Consider the following 20,165-nt stretch of genomic DNA (forward strand, 5'->3'; position numbering starts at 1 on the left):
CTAGACCATTTCTGGTTCGTCGCGCCGCACGTTAACCGCGTGTAACAACGTCGTTCGGCCCGTGCCCGGGTGCCCTGCAGTGGGTAACGTCAGGCCATGCTCCTCCTCGAGCACGCGCACGAGGCCTTGATGCGCCTGGCCACCGAACTCGCCGAACGCGGTGAGTCCAGACTGCCCACCGAGCGCGTCCTGGCGCAACGGTTGGAGACGTCGCGCACCACGGTCCGCAAGGCCTTGGACCGCTTGGAGGACGACCAGGTGATCCGCCGTGTGCGCGGCCGCGCCGGCGGCGCCTACCTGGTCGGCGTGACGTCGCAGGCCGCCGCGGACGGATCGGCACCGCTGTGCCACCCCCACGGCATCCTGCGCAGCCTGAATACGGTGAAGGGCATCCCAGAGATCCTGCACGAGCAGGGATTTCGCGATGGCACCACCGTCATCTCCGCCGAGGTGGCGCCCGCGTCGGCCAGGGTCGCCAACGCGCTCGGTCTCGACCAGGACGAGCGGGTGGTCGCGTTGCAGCGGCTGCGGCACGCCGACGGCGAGACGCTCTCGCTGGAGCGGATGTATCTTCGCCCCGAACTCGTCGACCTGCTGGCCACCGAGATGAAGTCGGTCTACCGCACCCTCCGCGCGCAGTTCGGCGTCCAGATCTGCGTCGCCGACGAGTCGATCGAGATCGCCGCGCTCTCGTCCTCGGAGGGCGAGCTGCTGGACCAACCGTCCGGTACTCCGGTGCTGAAACTGGAACGCACCGGGTACGACCAGCTGGGCCGGGCCGTGGAGTATTCGGTCGACCTGTTTCGCGCCGACCGGACCCGGCTGCACGTGCGGACGCAGTCACCGGTCACCCCGCGTCGGATGTGACGCCGGACCCCGCCGAGACTGCGTCCACGGTCGTTACTCGGCGGTCTTCACGACCGTCAGCGCAGTTTCGACGCGGACGGCTGCTCCGGGAATGAAACGCGTGTCGCCCCGGTTGTGCCGTTCGACAACTTGAGTGACTCAGGCTCAACTCTCGCTTGACACCATTGCATCCGCAGGGGCAAGCTTGAGCGCGGTCCACTCAGACCCCAGAACGTTTTCTATACAGGAGGCAGTAACTATGGCTCGTGCGGTCGGTATCGACCTCGGGACCACCAACTCCGTCGTCTCGGTGCTCGAAGGCGGCGAACCAGTCGTCGTCGCGAACTCGGAGGGCTCACGCACCACCCCGTCGGTCGTCGCGTTCGCACGCAACGGCGAGGTGCTGGTCGGTCAGCCCGCCAAGAACCAGGCAGTCACCAACGTCGACCGGACCATTCGCTCGGTCAAGCGCCACATCGGCACCGACTGGACCGTGGCGATCGACGGCAAGGACTACACGCCGCAAGAAATCAGCGCGCGCATCCTGATGAAGCTCAAGCGTGACGCCGAGGCGTACCTGGGCGAGGACATCACCGACGCCGTCATCACCGTGCCGGCGTACTTCAACGACGCCCAGCGTCAGGCCACCAAGGAAGCCGGCCAGATCGCCGGCCTCGAGGTGCAGCGCATCGTCAACGAGCCCACCGCGGCGGCATTGGCCTACGGCCTGGACAAGGCCGACAAGGACCAGACCATCCTGGTCTTCGACCTCGGTGGCGGCACGTTCGACGTCTCGCTGCTCGACATCGGCGACGGCGTCGTCGAGGTTCGCGCGACCTCCGGTGACAACCACCTCGGTGGCGACGACTGGGACGACCGCATCGTCACCTGGCTCGTCGACAAGTTCAAGGCCTCGGCTGGCATCGACCTGACCAAGGACAAGATGGCCATGCAGCGTCTGCGCGAGGCGGCCGAGAAGGCCAAGATCGAACTGAGCTCGGGTCAGTCGACCTCGATCAACCTGCCCTACATCACGGTCGACGCGGACAAGAACCCGCTGTTCCTCGACGAGCAGCTGAGCCGCGCGGAATTCCAGAAGATCACCCAGGATCTGCTGGACCGCACCCGCAAGCCGTTCCAGTCCGTCATCAAGGACGCCGGCGTCTCGATCTCCGACATCGACCACGTCGTCATGGTCGGCGGTTCCACCCGCATGCCCGCGGTGACCGAGCTGGTCAAGGAACTCAGCGGCAAGGAGCCCAACAAGGGCGTCAACCCCGACGAGGTCGTGGCCGTCGGTGCCGCGCTGCAGGCAGGTGTGCTGGCCGGTGAGGTCAAGGACGTCCTGCTGCTCGACGTGACCCCCCTGAGCCTCGGCATCGAGACCAAGGGTGGCGTGATGACCAAGCTCATCGAGCGCAACACCACCATCCCCACCAAGCGGTCGGAGACCTTCACCACCGCCGACGACAACCAGCCGTCGGTGCAGATCCAGGTGTTCCAGGGTGAGCGCGAAATCGCCTCGGCGAACAAGTTGCTCGGCTCCTTCGAGCTGACCGGCATCCCGCCCGCCCCGCGTGGCACGCCGCAGATCGAGGTCACCTTCGACATCGACGTCAACGGCATCGTCCACGTCACCGCCAAGGACAAGGGCACCGGCAAGGAGAACACGATCAAGATCCAGGAGGGCTCCGGCCTCTCCCAGGACGACATCGATCGGATGATCAAGGACGCTGAGGCGCACGCCGAGGAAGACCGCAAGCGTCGTGAAGAAGCGACCGCTCGCAACGACGCCGAGGCGTTGGTCTACCAGACCGAGAAGTTCATCAAGGAACAGCGCGAAGCCGAGGGTGGCTCCAAGGTTCCCGAGGAGACGCTCGCGAAGGTCGAGGGTGCCATCACCGAGGCGAAGTCTGCGCTGGAGGGCAACGACATCACGGCCATCAAGTCCGCGATGGAGAAGCTGGGCGTCGAATCCCAGGCTCTCGGCCAGGCGATCTACGAGGCCACCCAGGCCGAGCAGGGCGCCGCAGGAGCCGAGGGTCAGTCTCAGCCGAAGGCCGACGACAACGTGGTTGACGCGGAGGTCGTCGAAGACGACGAGCAGGAGCGCAAGTGACCCAGTCGAACGATCCGCACGAGCCGGTGACCATCACCGACAAACGGCGCGTCGATCCCGACACGGGTGCAGTTCGATCTGATTCGGATCCGGCGTCGGCCCCCAGTGGGTCGACGCCGGACCCGGCGGGTGCGGACTCGGCCCCCGAGACCGACGAAGCCGCCGAGCTCAAGTCGACGCTGCAACGCGTCAAGGCGGAATACGACAACTACCGCAAGCGTGCGGTCCGTCAGGAACAATCCGCGGCCGAACGCGGCAAGGCCTTCGCGGCCACCCAGCTGCTGCCCGTGCTCGACGATCTCGAGCGGGCGCGCAAGCACGGTGACCTCGAAGCTGGACCGCTGAAGTCGGTGGCCGACAAGCTCTCTGGCGCGTTGCACGCCATCGGGCTGGTGGCCTTCGGAGCCGAGGGTGACCCGTTCGACCCGTCACTGCACGAGGCCGTGCAGCACGACGGTGACGGCAACAATCCGGTCATCGGAACCGTCATGCGCCAGGGCTACCGCCTCGGTGACGGCCCGGTACTGCGGCACGCGATGGTCGGCGTGGTCGACGCGCCCGACACGAACGACGTGTCACATGCCCACAACGCACCGAACGGCAACGAGAATTCACAATCAGATCAATAGGTTGACAGGACTGGCAGGAAGGGAGGTGACGCAGCATGGTCCAGCGCGAATGGGTTGAGAAGGACTTCTACAAAGAACTCGGCGTCTCCTCCGATGCCAGCGACAGCGAAATCAAGAGTGTCGCCCGCAAGCTGATGGCCGAGAACCACCCCGACCGCAACCCGAACAACCCGGCGGCCGAGGAGCGGTACAAGGCCGTCGGCGAGGCCAAGGACGTCCTCTTGGACAAGGCCAAGCGCAAGGAGTACGACGAGACCCGTCGGCTCTTCGCCAACGGTGGCGGCCGCCGCTTCAACGGTGGCGGTGGCGGCGGCAACTTCGGCGGATTTGGCGGCGAGGGAGCCGAATTCAACCTCGGCGACCTCTTCGACGCGGCCCCGCAGGCCGGGGGCGCCAACATCGGCGATCTGTTCGGTGGGCTCTTCGGTCGCGGTGCTCAACAGCCGCGGCCGAGCCGCCCTCGCCGTGGCAACGATCTGGAGACCGAGACGGAACTGTCGTTCCTCGAGGCGACCAAGGGCGTCGCGATGCCGCTGCGGCTGACCAGCCCGGCGCCGTGCACCAACTGCCACGGCAGTGGTGCGCGGCCGGGCACCAGCCCGAAGGTGTGCCCGAACTGCAACGGTGCCGGCGTGGTCAACCGCAACCAGGGCGCCTTTGGCTTCTCCGAGCCGTGCACGGAATGCCGGGGCACGGGCTCGATCATCGAGGAGCCGTGTGACGAATGCGGCGGCAAGGGTGCCACCACCCGGACCCGCACCATCAACGTGCGCATCCCACCGGGTGTGGAGGACGGCCAACGCATCCGACTCGCCGGCCAGGGCGAGGCGGGTCTGCGCGGCGCACCGTCGGGCGATCTGTTCGTCACCGTGCACGTGCGGCCCGACAAGGTGTTCGGCCGGACGGGTGACGACCTGACCGTCACGGTTCCGGTCAGCTTCCACGAGCTTGCTTTGGGCACAACGCTTTCGGTGCCGACACTCGAGGGCAAGGTCGGGGTACGGGTGCCCAAGGGCACGTCCGACGGACGCATCCTGAGGGTCCGCGGCCGCGGCGTGCCCAAGCGCGCGGGCGGTCACGGTGATCTGCTGGTCACGGTGAAGGTCGCGGTTCCCCCGAACGTCGAGGGCGAGGCCGCCGAGGCGCTCGAGGCCTACGCGAAGGCCGAGCGGGCGAGCGGGTTCGACCCGCGGGCCGGATGGAGCGGTGCGTGATGAGCGAGAAGGATCCCTCCTCTGCTGCGCGGACCTTCCTGATCTCGGTGGCCGCCGAGCTTGCGGGCATGCACGCCCAGACGCTGCGGACCTACGACCGGCTCGGCCTGGTCAGTCCGCAGCGTAGCTCCGGCGGCGGGCGCCGCTACTCCGAGCGTGACGTCGACCTACTCCGCGAGGTGCAGCGGCTCTCGCAGGACGAGGGCGTGAACCTGGCAGGCATCAAGCGCATCATCGAATTGACCAACCAGGTCGAGGCGCTTCGTTCGCGGCTCAACGAGATGGCCGACGAGGTCGAGCGGCTGCGCGCCAACCAGCGCCGCGACCTCGCCGTCGTACCCAAGAGCACCGCGCTGGTGGTCTGGCAGCCGCGCAAGGGTGCTCGCTAGTCGAAGGCTGACGCGAGCCACGAGCGGCACGCCGTCCCGCGCGGCGACCTTCGTTGTCTGGGGCCATCGCGGAAACCTCATCTCGTTCGCGCTGTGGCCCGGGTTCGCCTTTGAATTCTAGGCTGCCGAAAGACGGCGGCGGCCAATAGCTGGCGTGGCGGTGCGGCATGGTTCGGGCGAGGGTATTGCTAAGCGTCAAATGTCTTGTCGAAGCGCCTATCCGTCCCACATGTCGGCCAGCGGGCAGGCCGCGGAGTTCGATAGGTTGATTCCGAGTGGCGCGATTGCTAGTTAGTTATGCCGCAAGACCTTGGAGGTGGCCCTCGCCGCGTGGTGCGGCCGGGGTTTGCGATGGCCGCAATCCGCGAGTGGTGGCAGCGGGCCACGAAGTGCGTAGGGGTACGTAGAGGGGAGGTGACCGTGGCGTCAGCAGCAGCACCAAATTCCGGCCATAGTAGCGCCGCCGAGCGGTGGCAGTGCCGGTTGCTGCGAATTGCGCCTCTCCTGCTCGCGGCATCCGTCCTCATACGATTCGCTGCCAGCGTCCTCCAGTACGGCGATCTCTATATCGACCTGCGTGTATACGTGGTGGGCGGTGCGGCGGTAGGGCGGCCCGGCACGTTGTACGACGCCTTCTCCCTCGACGGAGTTGGCCAGCACCTGCCGTTCACCTATCCGCCCTTCGCGGCGATTCTCTACTACCCGCTGCACTGGTTCCCGTTTGCGATCGTGGCGTTTGCATGGACGGCAGCGACCATCGCCGCCCTGTATGGCGTGGTGCGGATCAGTCAGATGATGGCAGGGTCAGATAATCCTCGCGCTGCCATGTTGTGGACTGGCGCTGCCATATTGTTCGAACCCGTTAGAAGCACATTGGATCTTGGACAGGTCAACATGTTTCTCATGTTGGCCGTGCTGTACGCAGCTCGCTCCTCACGCTGGTGGGTGTCGGGATCGCTTGTCGGTCTCGCCGCAGGGGTCAAGCTAACCCCTGCGATCGCCAGCTTCTACCTACTCGGGATGCGGCGGTGGACCGCGGCAGCGGCGTCTATTGTCGCATTCGTTGCCACCATCGGGGTATCGGCAGTACTGCTCCCGCGAGAAACGCGGCTCTACTTCACCGAACTTCTCGGTGACGTGCAGCGGGTCGGAGCGGTGGACTATGCGCCGAATCAATCGTGGCAAGGGACCCTCTCGCGCATCGTCGGCTACGACGTTGGTCGCGGACCTCTGTTGTTGTTGGCAATATTCGCGACTGCGATCCTGGCCGCGTTCGCCTGGCGTGCGCTAGGTGGGCGATTTCAAATCCGCGATGCGCTCGGCTCGCTGTTAGTGATTCAACTGTTCGGGCTGACGATATCGCCGGTTTCGTGGACCCACCATTGGGTGTGGGTGGTTCCGTTGGTGGTCTGGCTGTTTCACGGCCGATGGTGCGACGCTCCAGGGGTCAAAGTCCTGCGGTGGCTTTGGGTGGCGTTGCTTCTGATCGGAGTTCCGACCCTCCTGGCGCTGCAGCCGCAGGACTACTCCCGCCCTTGGTACTTTGCGTGGGCTGATGCCGTATACGTGCCGATGACCCTTGCAACGTTCGCATGGATGATCGTCGCCGGTCGCCAGGGAGCGAAACAGGATGGGGACCGGCGCGCGATACGTGCGGGCGAACGATAGGCAGTTCCGACGGGCTCGGACCCGCGACATTTCTGGAGAATGCCTTGACGCATGTCTGTGGGATCGTCCCTGAGTGTGGGCGTCCCGCCTCACTCGCCAGATACCGCAAGCAGTCAGCTCTCGCCCGCGAGAGCTACGTCGGTACGCTCGTGCCGTTATAGTCGCGCGGGTGACTGCGGCGTCGATTCCTGGGGCGCGGCCTCGTCTTTCCCGCTTGGTTGCTCTTGCGCCCATCCTCCTCGGTATCAGCGTGATCGTTCGAATCGCCTCGACGATGATCGCCTACTCCGTCCAGGGCGACTTCTTCTTCGACCTGCACGTCTACGTGATCGGCGGCGCGGCGCTCAATCACCCCGGCACGCTGTACGACGTCTTCTACGTCGACCCGGTCAAGGGCGAGCACCTGGCATTCACCTATCCGACCTTCGCGGCAATGGTCTTCTACCCGCTGCACTTACTAAAGTTTGGTCTCGTCGCCTTCCTCTGGCAGGTGGGCCAGGTCGCGGCCGTGTATGGATCTGTGCGGATCAGTCAGCGCTTTATTGGCGGCGGCAGCCGACGGATCGCCATGTTGTGGACGGCTGTAGCCCTTTGGCTAGAACCCGTGGCGAGCAGCTTTCAAACCGGTCAGGTCGGCGTCTTCCTGATGTTGGGCGTTCTCTATGCCGCCTACACCACCCGCTGGTGGCTGTCTGGTCTGCTCATTGGCGTCGGCGCTGGTATCAAGCTGACACCAGCTATCACTGGCCTTTACTTCGTCGGTATGCGGCGCTGGGCCGCCGCCGCGTTCTCGGCAGTGGCCTACTTCGGCACGGTTGCAGTGGCTTACCTCGCGTTTCCGGTCGACACGGGCCGTTACTTTCCCCACCAGATGATCAAGGCGGGCCAGACACTGCCGGTCGGGTCGTCGTGGAATCAGTCCTGGTTGGGTGGTATCTCGCGGATCGTGGGACACGACGCAGGTCCCCGCTCGCTGGTCGTCCTGGCGATCGCCGCCACCGGGTTGCTGACCGTAGTGGCCTGGCGTGCACTTGCTTCCGGCACGGGTGAACGCGACCGGCTGGGCCTCCTGCTGGTGATTCAGCTGTTCGGGCTGATGGCGGCGCCGGTGTCGTGGATCCATCACTGGGTGTGGGTGGTGCCCCTGCTGATCTGGCTTATTCACGGACCGTGGCGCGACAAACCCGGTGCCAAGCTCCTGGGCTGGGGCTGGCTGGTGCTCATGGTGATCAGCGTTCCCAGCTTGCTGTCCCTGGCTCAGCCGAACATCATGGAGTTCAGCAGGCCTTGGTACCTTGCGTGGCCCGGACTGATCTACATCGCGGCATCGCTGACCACACTGGCGTGGATCGCCGTGACCGGGCGACGGGTAGGCGCTGCGGACACGGTCACCACACCTTGATCGAGAACCTCGTCGTCTCCGGCTTGCCCGCGACGGCGAAGCGGTAGTGGCCCTGGCGCAACGCATCCGTCGGCGCGGCCATCGGTTCGATCGCGATGACGTCGTCGCTGGGCGGCGCGAACAACTGGGTCGCGGGATAGCCCTCGAGGAAGGCGATCTCGACGCGGCGATCTCCACCGGAGACGGTGAACACCGCGCCGGCGGGCACCTGGTCGAAGCCGTCGTCGTAGGTGGTGCTGCCCAGCAGCGTCGACCCGCCGGGCCAATCGTCGTGCGCGCCGGTGGGCAGACCCACGTCGTCGACCGGCCGGTGCCGCATGGCCGGGGTGGTCAGGGTCCACTCGGCGCGGGGGACTCCGGGCAGTTGGACGTACGGGTGATAGCCGAAGCACATCGGCACCGACGCACCGGTGGTCGGGGTGACGGTGGTCTCGACGGTCAGGGTGCGGTCGGCGAGCGTCACGCGCTGGGTCAGGACGTGGGGAAACGGGAACGACGCCAGCAGGCGCGGTCGCCCGGCGAAGTCCACCACCGCCGTCAGCGAGTTCTCCGACCGATCCGAGACGAGCCAGCCGGAATAGCCGGTGAGGACGCCGTGGATGGTGATGTCGTTCTCGTCGGTGCGCACGCCGCCGGTGCCCGGGGTCAGTGTCACCACGGCGCCGTCGATCCCATAGTGGTTGGCGCTCAGGCGATTTGCCCACGGATAGAGGATCGGTATGCCCATCGTCTTGCCCGCGGTGATGTAGGCGTCCAGCCCGCGCCGCTGCCCCAGGAACTCGTGTTCTCCGTCGCGCAACGACGTCACGATCATGCCGGCCATGGGGACGACGGTCGCCGTCAGCGACGACGACGGGTCGGTCAGCGTGACGGCTTCGAACTCAGACATTCGGCGATTCTGTCACGCTCAACCAGACAGCGGATCGTGTTGGATGCGCCGTGGATCGGCGCCCCGCGCGATCAGGGCCGCCTTCGTCGTCTCGACCATCGCGGGCCCTCCGCAGATGAGGATTTGCCGGTCGCTCCAGCTGCCGTATCGCGTGACCACCTCGGGAAGCCGACCGGTCTGGCGGACGTGCAACCCGCGGGGCGGGTCGACACGGGGGTAGTCGGCAGCCCACGGCGGATTGGTCGAGTACTCCGAGACGGGGGTCACCGCCAGCCACGGGTTGGTCGAGGCGACCTGCCACAGGGTCTGCAGGTCGTAGAGGTCGCAGGGATACCTGGCGCCGAAGAACAGGTGGACGCGCGGATTTTGGCCCCAGCGAGCCAGATTCATGATGATCGACCGCAGCGGCGCGAGACCCGTGCTGCCTGCGACCATCAGCACGTCGGCGCCGCTTCGGTCGACGTGCATCGCGCCGTGCGGATTGGACACTCGCCACCGGTCCCCGGGGGCCGTCTCGCCGACGATCGCGGTGCTGACCATTCCGCCCGCGACCGAACGCACGTGGAACTCGATCGCGCCGTCGCGGTCCGCTGGAATCGAGGGGCTCAGGTACCGCCAGCGACGCGGCCACTGCGGCACCTGAACCGTGACGTATTGACCGGCATGGAAGTGCAGCGGCTCGTCGAGCTGCAGCCGGACCACCGACACGTCGCGGGTGGCGCGGACGTGCTCGACGACGGTGCCGTCGACGAACGGTGGCCCCTTCTCCGCGTCGGCCGCGCCCCGCATGATCCCGACGATCAGCGTGACGGCCTGCTGTGCGGCATCGGCCAGCCGGTCGTCCCATCGTTCGATGAGGTGGCTGCGCAGCGTGGTCAGCAGCGCATCCTGCATGGAATCGTAATGTCGTTGCGTGACACCGTATTTGCGATGATCCCTGCCCAGCTGGGCGAGGAAGGCGACGGGTTCGTCGGCCCGCTGGGCGACCAGTTCGCCCAGCAGCCACGTCATCGCCCTGGCGAACACCGTGCGCTGGCGCTCCATGTCGGGCGGGAACAGGTCGCGCACCCCGGTGTCGACGGCGAACCAGCGGGTGTAGAAGCGGTGGATCAGCTCTCCGGAGCCGGCCGCGGGGTCGAACGCATCGCGTAGCGTCGCCAGCGCGTCACGGTCGTCGAGTCCCACGCCGTTCGAGTGTAGGGGCGACCCGGGAGTCAGAGTCCATGCAGGCCCTTGTAGAGCACCAACAGGCCGAGCACGATCAGGATGCCGGCGACCAGCGCGGCGTGCTGCGCCTCCATCCAGTCCTTGAGTCGTGTCAGCGGCTCGTGCAGTCGGTCCCCGGACACCGCGTAGGCCAGCACCGGCAGCGCCACCGTGGAGGCGGCGACCGCGACGTAGAACGACAGTCCGAGCGTGGCACCCCGACGGCCCAACCCCTCGGTGCCGATCGCCAATCCCGCTGCGGCGCACATGAACAGCACCTTCGGGTTCGCCACGACCAGGACCAGCGCGGTGACGGCGGCCTTGCGTGGGGTGATCTTGGCGAAGCTCGTCATCCACTTCGGCGAGTGGTCCGAACGACCCCTGGTCAGCCACTTGTAGACGCCGAAGGCGACCAGCGCACCACCGGCGACGATGCGCACCCACGACGCCCAGCTCGGCGGCTTGTCCAGCCCTCCGCCGACGAGGTTGGACACCTCCACGAACACCTGCGTCACCAACGCGAGACCGACGATCCAGCCGGCGAGGAAGGCCAATCCCGTCGGTCTCGGGCGCGGCGAATGCAGCACCAGCACCCCGGGAATGATCGACAGGGGTGACAGTGCGACCACCAGGGCCAGCGGGATGAGTTCGGCCAGCATCGCGGTAAAAGTAGCAAACGCCGACCGGTCCGGGGGTGCGGTTGTACTCTGCCGCTCAGCCCGGCGTTCGCCTTGGGCCCGGCCAGGGAGAACGTTCATGTCGGTCCGTCGGGTCAAGTCAGTCGTCGTCCTGCTCGTCGTGATGTCGATGACGGCGATGCTCACCGGTTGCTCGACGAGCTCGCCAAAGGTCTCCACCAACCCGCCGCCCGGGGTCTTCGCGGGCCCGAACGGCAAACCAGCCCCGTTTCGCGAGCCGGTCCGGCTGTCGAGCAAGGACGGCGTCCTGGAGGTTCGGCTCTCGGCGCACCAGGGCACCGTCAACCTCGACACCGTCGCCGAGCCCGTCACCAACTTCCTGGTGTTCGGCTTCGACCTGATCAAGGGCACCAGCTCCGACGGGTCGACGAAGGGCGACGACCTCTATCCCGCGCCGACGCTGCACGTCGAACCGGGCCAACGGCTGATCGTCCACTTCGACAACGACCTGCAGAACCTCACCATCAAGGACTTCTACGACCCGGCGTTCACCCCGAAGGGCGGCGACGTCCCGGTCTACCCGCCGACGCTGACGGAGTCGCCGCTGAACCTGCACACCCACGGTCTGCACGTCAGCCCCTCCGGCAACGCCGACAACGTGCTGTTGTCCATCCCGGCGGGCATGGGCAACACCTACACCTACGACGTGCCCGCCAACATGCCGAACGGGCTGTACTGGTATCACAGCCACCGTCACACCATGACCACGCAGCAGACCTATTTCGGGCTGGCCGGGCTGCTCGAGATCGGCCGTCCCGACGGGAATCTGCCGCTGGTCACCAAGAACGACATTCCCGTGCGCACCATGGCGATTCAGTACAACTACGTGTTCGACCGCAACGGCCGGGGTCATCAGCTCAACAACTACAGCTGGCCGCAGTTCGTCAGCACGCTGACCCCGCCGACGGGCAGTCAGCTGGCCGACGGCACCTATGAGCCGAGCCTGGCACCGGTCGACATCGCCGACACGACGGTGGGGGCGCAGTACGTCACGCCGTGGTGGTCGGGACCCCTGTCGCCGCACAACAATCGCGGCCAGACCCAGTTCATGCCGTCGAACCTCATCGCCTTCGACGGGCCCGGCAAGAAGGTCGTGGAGAACCCGAATCTGCCGGAGAATGAACGAGATCTGCAGTACACCGTCAACGGCCAGTTTCAACCCGAGCTGAAGATCAAGCCAGGGCAGACCGAGATCTGGGTGGTCGCCAACATCAGCGACATCTCCTACATGACGCTGCGACTGACCGAGACCGCCACCGGCAACCACCCCAAGTTCGCGATCGTCGGTCAGGACGGCAACCCCTACACCCAGGTCGGCCGACCGGTGTACGGCGACGGCACCACCCTCGACATCCCGCCGGCGTCGCGATACGCGATCGCCGTGACCATGCCCGCGGACGGCGATCTGGTCCTCGAGTTTCCTCCGGATCCCAAGGCCGCCCAGATCACCGATCCCGGTGTGCTCTACACGAACAACGGCACCAAGACCACCCCCGCCGTGCTCGGCACGCTGAGCGTCGACCCGAAGTACATCAGCTACGCCGACGGCTTCTTCGTGTTTCCGACCCAGACCTTGATCCGCGCGACACCCGACACCAGTGGCCAGGGCACGACCACGGCGTTCGAACCCGGCCAGAAACTCGACGCCTACACCTCCTACGTGGACACCTCGGTGATGACGCCCGCCGTCACGCGGGCCCTGACCATCTCCGACACCATTGGCGGCGACAAGGCCAGCAACAACGATCCGAAGGCCGTCATCTACATGTTCGGCACCGGCGCCTTCCCGAATGTTCCGCTGATCCAGCCCAGGCTGAACTCCGTCGAGGAGTGGCAGATCACCAACCGGAACAACGACGCGCATCCAATGCACATCCACGTCAACGACTTTCAGGTCACCGGCATCGACGACCCGCGTCGGGGCAAGACGGGGGTGCAACCGTGGGGGCTCGACAACGTCAACGTCCCCGCTCCGGTCTTCGACGACATGCACGTGGTGACCACGCCGGCGTCGCTGACTCTGCGTCAGGAGTTCCAAGAGTATCCGGGGACCTACGTGATCCACTGCCACCGGCTCAACCATGAGGACAACGGGCTGATGGCCACCATCAACGTCATCCCCGAGGTGTCGAGCTACGCCGTGGCGGTACCGGGGTTCAGGGGCAAGGCCGCGTCGGTGCAGGTGCGGGATGAGAACGGCGACAAGTTGATTCAGACCGTGGTGCCGTTCGGGGGCTTCGAGGGCACCCCGTCGGTGGCCATGGCCGACGTCGACGGCGACGGAATCCTCGACCTGATCGTCGGCACCGGAAAGGGCGTGTCCGCCCAGGTGGTCGTCTACGACGGCAACTCGACCAAGGGCGGAGCGTTCACGACCGAACTGACCCGGTTCGCGCCGTTCGACGCCGACTTCACCGGCGGAGTCACCGTCGCCGGTGCCGACGTGGACGGGAACTCCATGGCCGACAACGTCGTCGTCGGATCGGGGCCGGGCATGGAATCGCAGATCAAGGTGTTCTCCTCCACCCTGCCGAAGGAATCGGGATCGGCGCCCGGGGTGTTCTCGGCCTTCACGCCGTACCCCGGCTCGGAATCGGGGGTGACGGTGGCCACCGGAATGGTCGAGATGGGATCCGGTCGAGAGAGCATCGTCACCGCCCCCGGTGCGGGTGACGCGCCGCTGGTCAAGACCTTCCGTTACGACCTCTACGAGCCGACTGCACGCGCCCGCGCCAATGGGACGGCGCCGCAATCGCATTCGGCAGCTGGCCGGACCGACCCGCGGATGACGTCGCAGTTCATGGCCTACGGCGAGGATTACACCGGTGGCGTCGGACTGTCCACGGGGTGGGTGGCGGGCGCTCAGGGCGGGGCGAAGAGCATCGTCACCAGTCAGCTCTCCGGGCCGGGCACGGTACGGGCGTGGTCGAACGGGTCGCTGCTGACCGGGCAGCCGGAGGTCTACCTCGACGGTCCCAATCATCACGAGGAGAACGCCACCTACGGTCAGATCGCGTCGTTCACGCCGTTTCCGGACGGCGGCGGCACCACGGTCGCGACGACGAGCACCACCGTCGGCGCGGACGTGCTGGTCGCCGGCCGCACGCCCACGGGTTCGGAGGTGCGCAGATATCTCCTACAGCGGTCCACCCCGGACGCCACCGCCGTCGACCCGACGTTGACGTCGACGCCCACGGTGGTCACGGGCGCCACCGGCCCCGTCCCGCTCGGGGGCCGGTGACCAGCGGCGGGTGACGTTTGGGCCGTTGTGGGTAAGGCTGGAGGCATGGCCCCCACCCGCGGATCGATCTACGGTGCCCATCTGCGACGCAGCGGCACCGTGGCGGTGCAGTTCATCGCGGTCGTGGCCGCCCTCTGGGTGCTCGGCTGGGTGGTGGGCAAGACGTGGGTCATCGTCCTGCCCGTGGTGCTGGCGCTGATCGTGTGCACCGTGCTGTGGCCGCCCGTGCGGTGGTTGCGCGACAAGGGGGTGCCCCCGGCCGGGGCGGTGCTGTTGGTGCTGCTGCTCGCCGTGGGGGTGGTCGCCGGTCTGATCGCGGCGGTCGCGCCGGCCATCGTCGAGCAGTCGGTCGAACTCGCCGACCAAGCCCAGGCCGGCGTCGTCCAGGTGCGCAACTGGCTCGACGGGCCACCGCTGAACGTCAGCGAGGCGCAACTGAATTCGGGCGTGGCCGCCATCAACGACGCACTCAACTCCAGCAGCGCGCAGATCGCCTCGGGCCTGTTCACCGGCGTCGGGGCCGCCGCGTCGGCGCTCGTCACGCTGTTCACCGCCATCGTGGTGACGTTCTTCCTGCTCAAGGACGGCCCAGGGTTCATTCCGTGGCTGCGACGAAGTGTCGGCATGCCGGCTGCGCCGCACCTCGCCGAGGTGTTGAGCCGCTGCTGGGCAACCCTTGGCGGCTTCATCCGCACCCAGGCATTGGTGAGCCTGGTGGACGCGGTGCTCATCGGGGTCGGCCTGGTGATACTCGGGGTGCCACTGGCGTATGCCCTGGCAATCGTCACCTTCATCGGCGGATTCGTCCCCATCGTCGGAGCGTTCGTCGCCGGTGGTCTCGCGGTACTCGTCGCGCTGGTGTCCAACGGTCCGGTCAACGCCCTCATCGTGCTGGGGCTGATCCTGGCCGTCCAGCAGCTCGAGGGCAACGTCCTGCAGCCGTGGCTGCAGGCCAAGTCGATGAAGCTGCACGCCGTGATCGTGCTCCTCGCAGTCACCTTGGGCAGCACGGAGTTCGGGATCATCGGTGCCTTTCTGGCGGTGCCAGTGGCGGCCACCGGCGCGGTGATCATCCGCTACTACGGCGAGCAGGTGGGGCTACGAGCGGGCGAGAATCCCGACGACGACGAGCCCGAGGGGGACGACGCCGCCGAGGGGGACGGGGAACCCGTCACGGCAGGTGCCAGATGACTCGCGTCGCGAGGTAGAACACGACCACCCAGAACGCGTTCAGCGCGAGCAGCAGCAGCAGCCCGCGGACGTCGGACCGCCGAGACGACGCCCCGGTCGGCGGACGCAGCCAGCGCTTCAGCACGGGATTGACGTAGTACGGCATCGCCAGGTAGCTCATCGCGAAGCTGGACAACAGGTTTCCCACCAACATGCCGAGCCACAGCGGCATGTGCAGCGGGGAGAGCGCAAGGGTCAGGAACACCACGGTCGGATAGAGGCCCATCCACACCGCCAGCGAGGTCTTCACCTCCGACGGCCGCGGCGCCTGCTTTCCGTCGTCGTCGAAGGCGAACCAACTGCCGAAGGAATTGTCCACTGTGCGCGACTGGAAGTCGGCGAACTTCTCGCCCTCGGCCAGCAGTTCCCGGCGTTCCTCCGAGACCAGCCACGTCTCCAAGTCCGACTCGTTCTCGAAGCGGTAGAGCGTGGTCCACTCGTCCTGGATGCCCTCGACGGGCCGGAAGACCTCGGTGCCACGGAAACCGCGGAACCGCTCCTCGGCCGCGCGGAGGCGTTCCTGCCAGGCGAGGAAGTCCGCCACGTTGTCGGGGGTCACCCGGTGCGTCACCACGACCGTCACCAGGGGATCGCTCGGTCGCGCGCCACCGCTGATCACCTGCTGCGTGCCCGGACCGTCGCAGAATCTGGCGCCCTCGGACAGCATGTCCTGACGAGTCGCGCTGTTGAGCCACGCCTGGACGTGGGCGATCGAATCGAAGCGGTAGACGACCACCCAGTCGGACTGCACGGCCGTCGGAGGGTTGACCTCCGCACCGAGGAAGCCCGGGTACACCGCGGCCCTGGCGTTCATGTTCAGCTGCCACGCCTCGAAGTCACGCTCACAGCCGGGCCTGACCTTCTGGCCGATGATGACGGTGGCCGCCGTGTCCGTCGACTCGTGCCTGTCCATGGCGCCGCCTACGAGACGGAGGTTGGCTGAGCGGCGGGCAGTCGGTCGTAGATGCGCTCGGGCGTCAGCGGGAGGTCGCGGAAACGCACACCCGTCGCGTCCTGCAGTGCGTTGGCCAGCGCGGGCGCAACGGGATTGATGCAGCACTCCGCCATGCCCTTGGCCTTCATGGGGCCGAGGGAATCGCTGGACTCCACGAAGAGGATTTCGGTCCTCGGCACGTCGGCATAGGTCGGAATGCGATAGTTGCGCAGGCTCGGATTGGTCATCACTCCCGCGTCGTCGACTCCGAAGTTCTCGGTCAGCGCGAAGCCGATTCCCATCGCCACTCCACCGTCGACCTGCCCGCGCACCTGTGCCGGGTTGATGAGCACCCCGGCGTCGGTGGCGTGCACGCTGTAGAGGATGCGGATCTCACCGGTGACGCGATGCACCGCGATGCGGAAACCGTGGCTGTTCGAGGTGACGCTACGGGGCGAACCGAACGCCTTGCGCGACTCCGTGAGTCGGATTCCGCGTGCTGCCGCGGCCTCGACGAGCTCGGGCAGCGAGAGCCTGACGGCGCCGCAGCGCACGCCCTCGTGCTCCAGCGCGCACTCGTCGAGCGCGACGCCGGTGTGCTTGGCAGCGAAGCGCAGGATTCGGTTGCGCAGCGCAGTCGAGGCGTAGTTGACGGCGTTGCCCGCGACGAACATCCCCGCGCTGGCGAAGGCCCCCGTGTCGAAGCCGGTCCGGTCGGTGTCGGACTGCACGAGGTGAATGCGGTCCGGCGTCGTCGCCAGGTTGGTCGCGGCGATCTGGACGTGCACCGTGGACGTTCCCTCACCGAATTCAACCGTGCCCGCGGCGATCTCGTAGACGCCGTCGGCGCGCAGCGTAGCCCAGGCGTCACAGACGTGATCGGTCGGCGGTGCGGTCTCGTGCAGCGAGGTCGCTGCGCCGGACCCGACGAGCCAGTCGGGGCCAAGGTCGCGGCCGCTGTCGTCGCGCCGCAGAGCGTCGTCGACGAGGTCGACGCACTCGGTGATTCCGTCCTCGGTGAAGTCGACGTCGTCGGCGTGGTCGGCCAGCGCCAGCAGCGGGTCGCCGGGGCGCACGACGTTGCGGCGCCGCATCTCCATCGGGTCGATCCCGAGTTTGACCGCGAGTTCGTGAATAGCGCACTCCACCGCGAAACCCGGTTGCGTCATGCCGTAGCCACGTAGCGCGCCACTGGGAACGGTGTTGGTGTACACCGACCAGGCGTCGAACTTCTTGTTGGCGCAACGGTATAGCGCAATCGCGGCCCCCGCCGCGAACAGCGTCTCGCCGCCGTGGTTGCCGTAGGCGCCGGTGTTGGAGACGTTCCGGTAGCCGAATGCGGTCAGCGTGCCGTCGGCCTTGGCGCCGAGGGTGACGGTGACCTTCATCGGGTGTCGGGGGGAGGCCGTGATGAACTCCTCCTCCCTGGTGAATTCGAAGGACACGGGTCGACCGGTCTCCATCGCGGCGAGAGCGGGCAAGTCCTCGGTGATCAATTCCTGCTTGCCGCCGAAGCCGCCGCCGACCCGGGTGCAGAACACCCGCAGCTGATCCGGGCGCAGGTCGAACAGGTGGGCCAACTTGAGCTTGGCGATCGACGGGGACTGCGACGCCGTGCGGACGTGCAGCCGCCCCTCCTGCATCCACGCGATCGAACCGTGGGTCTCGAGATGGGCGTGCTGAACCCGTGGGGATACGTACGTCGCCTCGTGGATGACGTCGGCCTCGGCCAAACCCGCGCTCAGATCACCGATTTCGCCGTGCAGTTCGAGCAGCACGTTGTGGTGCTTGTCGTGGGCGAACGGATCCTCGTAGGCGTGCAGCTGTGGGGCGCCGTCAGTCATCGCCTCCTCGGGGTCGAACACCGCGGGCAGGATCTGGTACTGCACCACGACGCGGCGACAGCCCTCCTCGGCCGCACGGACGGAATCGGCGAGCACCGCCACCACGCGTTGACCCACGAAGCGAACGACGTCGTCGAGCATGTAGGTGTCGTCGGGGTCGACGAGGTGATCGGTGTGGATCGCCGTGCTGTAGCGCTTGCGGGGAACGTCCTTCCAAGTGTAGACCCGTTGCACCCCAGGCACTTCCAAGGCAGCCGAGGCGTCGACGGAGACGATCCTGGCGTGCGCGTGCGGGGAGTGCAGCACCTTGAGGTGCAGCATGCCCTCCATCTGGGTGTCCATCGTGAACTCGGCCGTGCCGGTCACCACGCCGAGGGCCGCCGGCGCGCCGACGCTGGTGCCGACGGCCTGGCCCGGCTCCGGATCCTCGACGCCGCAGACGCCGTGGACCGCGTCCTCGATGGCGCGATAACCGGTGCAGCGACAGAGGTTCCCCTTCAGTGCTCGGGGGAGGTCTGCCTTCTGCTCGTCGGTGAACGTCGCGGCCGTCATGATCATGCCTGCGGTGCAGAATCCGCACTGGAAACCCGGGGCGCGACGGAACTGCTCCTGCATGGGATGAGGATTCTCCGGCGTGCCGAGGCCCTCGATGGTGGTGACCTCGCGGCCGTCGGCGCGGAATGCGGGAGTGATGCAGCTGTGCACCGGGCTACCGTCGAGCCACACCGTGCACGCACCGCAATCGCCTGCGTCGCAACCCTTCTTGACCCCGTGTGCACCCAAGGACCGCAGATGAGTCCGCAGGCACTGTCCGGGGTGTGGCTCGGCGTCGAACACCCGGCCGTTGACGGTATAGCTCATGCTGCGGCTCCGTCGAGTAGTTCGGTGCGGATCTCTTCGGCGTAGTGCCGCGCCAGATGCTTGCGGTGTCCTGGGCTGCCGTTCGGATCGTCGAACCACACCTCGTCGTCGATGGCGTTCACGGCGGCTGCCAGTTCGTCAGCCGAAGGCGCGGTGTCGAACCTCAGCCGAACGGGGTGCGTGGTACCCGCGGTGACGACGATCGTCATGTCGTCGGCGAGCGGTTTCTGCGTGCCCACCACGAAGATCGTGGAGCGCCCCAACTTGGTGAGCGTGAATCGCCGATGGGCATGGCGTGTGCGCAAGGCGCTCGCCGGAATGTGCACGCGCCGCAACAACTCTCCGGGCTGCAGGATCGTGGCGTGGTTGCCGGTGACGAAATCGGCGGCGTCGACGATGCGCTCGGTTCCGGTCGTCGACCACAATTCGTAGGTCGCCTCCAACGCCACCGTCATGGTGATCATCGGCCCGGCGGGCAGGGCCATGCAGATGTTGCCGCCGACGGTCGCCGAGTTCCACACCTTGAACGAGGCGAGGAACGCCTCGCAACTCGTCCTCAACAGCGGTGCCGCGGTCCACTCCGTTGGAGTGGCCAGCGCGTAGAGATCGGCGATCGTGGCCGTGGCGCCGATCTCGAGACCGTCGTCGGTGACCTGCATCGTGTGCCACCCCAGCGGCGCCAGATCGATGAGCCGGCGCAGATCCGGTTGCGGATCGGAGTACAGCCACGTGCCACCGGCCAGCCACGCGTCACCGGGACGCCACTGCGGACCGGGCACGTCGGGCGGATTCCGGATGACGTCCGTGATCGTGCCGATGTCCACGTGGCTTCCCTTCGTCGATTGCCTGCCTGACTGTAGGGCAGGTTCGCGTTTGCCGACGTCGAATGGTGGCTGGCGCGTTCGGTGACCGGCGCGAGTCGGGCAGCTCGGTGCCCGTTTGCTGAACGTCGACTGAGCGGCACCGCGACGGGGGCCGTGCCCAGGCCTCGCATT

15 protein-coding genes are annotated in these 20,165 nt (G+C 66.9%); 9 read left to right on the top strand and 6 right to left on the bottom strand.

Going from position 1 to position 20,165, the window contains the following annotated elements:
- The first annotated feature begins 96 nt into the window (after positions 1 to 96).
- From H7K45_RS10810 to H7K45_RS10840, 7 genes are all read left to right on the top strand, one after another.
- Entirely contained in the window at positions 97 to 867 is a 771-nt protein-coding gene (locus H7K45_RS10810) for a GntR family transcriptional regulator (protein WP_263995800.1), read from the top strand.
- Positions 868 to 1,105: 238 nt separating this feature from the next.
- Positions 1,106 to 2,965: a molecular chaperone DnaK gene (gene dnaK, locus H7K45_RS10815; RefSeq protein WP_263995802.1), complete on the top strand. Its 1,860-nt coding sequence runs from the start codon at positions 1,106 to 1,108 to the stop codon at positions 2,963 to 2,965.
- Positions 2,962 to 3,594, top strand: a complete 633-nt coding sequence (gene grpE, locus H7K45_RS10820) for a nucleotide exchange factor GrpE (RefSeq protein ID WP_263995803.1) — start codon at positions 2,962 to 2,964, stop codon at positions 3,592 to 3,594. The genes dnaK and grpE overlap by 4 nt, the downstream gene beginning before the upstream one ends.
- Before the next feature lie 35 nt (positions 3,595 to 3,629).
- A complete protein-coding gene (dnaJ, locus tag H7K45_RS10825; RefSeq protein WP_263995804.1) occupies positions 3,630 to 4,808 on the top strand; it encodes a molecular chaperone DnaJ in 1,179 nt (392 codons plus the stop codon).
- The gene (locus H7K45_RS10830) at positions 4,808 to 5,197 is read left to right on the top strand and encodes a heat shock protein transcriptional repressor HspR (RefSeq protein WP_263995805.1); all 390 of its coding nucleotides are present in this window, start codon (positions 4,808 to 4,810) and stop codon (positions 5,195 to 5,197) included. Before dnaJ ends, H7K45_RS10830 begins: the two co-directional genes overlap by 1 nt.
- Before the next feature lie 351 nt (positions 5,198 to 5,548).
- Positions 5,549 to 6,865, top strand: coding sequence for a mannosyltransferase (locus tag H7K45_RS10835; protein WP_276069861.1), 1,317 nt, complete (start codon positions 5,549 to 5,551; stop codon positions 6,863 to 6,865).
- Positions 6,866 to 7,034: 169 nt separating this feature from the next.
- Positions 7,035 to 8,267, top strand: a complete 1,233-nt coding sequence (locus H7K45_RS10840) for a mannosyltransferase (RefSeq protein ID WP_263995808.1) — start codon at positions 7,035 to 7,037, stop codon at positions 8,265 to 8,267.
- Here H7K45_RS10840 and H7K45_RS10845 read toward each other — a convergent pair.
- From H7K45_RS10845 to H7K45_RS10855, 3 genes are read right to left on the bottom strand one after another with little or no spacing between them, the layout of a single operon-like run.
- Positions 8,254 to 9,156, bottom strand: coding sequence for an aldose 1-epimerase (locus H7K45_RS10845; RefSeq protein WP_263995809.1), 903 nt, complete (start codon positions 9,154 to 9,156; stop codon positions 8,254 to 8,256). The genes H7K45_RS10840 and H7K45_RS10845 overlap by 14 nt on opposite strands.
- Before the next feature lie 18 nt (positions 9,157 to 9,174).
- Positions 9,175 to 10,341 carry an FAD-binding oxidoreductase gene (locus tag H7K45_RS10850; RefSeq protein WP_263995810.1) on the bottom strand — a complete coding sequence of 389 codons (1,167 nt, stop codon included), beginning with the start codon at positions 10,339 to 10,341 and terminating at the stop codon, positions 9,175 to 9,177.
- 29 nt (positions 10,342 to 10,370) lie between these two features.
- Complete coding sequence (locus tag H7K45_RS10855) at positions 10,371 to 11,021, bottom strand: GAP family protein (protein WP_263995811.1); 651 nt, start codon at positions 11,019 to 11,021, stop codon at positions 10,371 to 10,373.
- A 97-nt stretch (positions 11,022 to 11,118) separates the two neighbouring features.
- On the opposite strand from H7K45_RS10855, the gene H7K45_RS10860 reads away from it, so the two are divergent.
- Together H7K45_RS10860 and H7K45_RS10865 are read left to right on the top strand one after the other, a co-directional pair.
- Positions 11,119 to 14,301: a multicopper oxidase domain-containing protein gene (locus tag H7K45_RS10860; RefSeq protein ID WP_263995812.1), complete on the top strand. Its 3,183-nt coding sequence runs from the start codon at positions 11,119 to 11,121 to the stop codon at positions 14,299 to 14,301.
- A gap of 45 nt (positions 14,302 to 14,346) precedes the next feature.
- Complete coding sequence (locus tag H7K45_RS10865) at positions 14,347 to 15,492, top strand: AI-2E family transporter (protein ID WP_263995813.1); 1,146 nt, start codon at positions 14,347 to 14,349, stop codon at positions 15,490 to 15,492.
- On the opposite strand, the gene H7K45_RS10870 is transcribed toward H7K45_RS10865, so the two are convergent.
- Genes H7K45_RS10870 through H7K45_RS10880 form a run of 3 tightly spaced genes read right to left on the bottom strand, consistent with a single transcriptional unit; the run spans position 15,473 to position 19,994 of the window.
- Entirely contained in the window at positions 15,473 to 16,444 is a 972-nt protein-coding gene (locus H7K45_RS10870; protein ID WP_263995814.1) for an antibiotic biosynthesis monooxygenase, read from the bottom strand. The genes H7K45_RS10865 and H7K45_RS10870 overlap by 20 nt on opposite strands.
- A gap of 8 nt (positions 16,445 to 16,452) precedes the next feature.
- On the bottom strand, positions 16,453 to 19,170 hold the full coding sequence (locus tag H7K45_RS10875; protein ID WP_263995815.1) for a molybdopterin-dependent oxidoreductase: 2,718 nt from the start codon (positions 19,168 to 19,170) through the stop codon (positions 16,453 to 16,455).
- The gene (locus H7K45_RS10880; protein ID WP_263995816.1) at positions 19,167 to 19,994 is read right to left on the bottom strand and encodes an FAD binding domain-containing protein; all 828 of its coding nucleotides are present in this window, start codon (positions 19,992 to 19,994) and stop codon (positions 19,167 to 19,169) included. The genes H7K45_RS10875 and H7K45_RS10880 overlap by 4 nt, the downstream gene beginning before the upstream one ends.
- Positions 19,995 to 20,165 lie beyond the last annotated feature (171 nt).

This window comes from Mycobacterium yunnanensis, assembly GCF_025823185.1.
Taxonomy (GTDB): Bacteria; Actinomycetota; Actinomycetes; order Mycobacteriales; family Mycobacteriaceae; genus Mycobacterium; species Mycobacterium yunnanensis.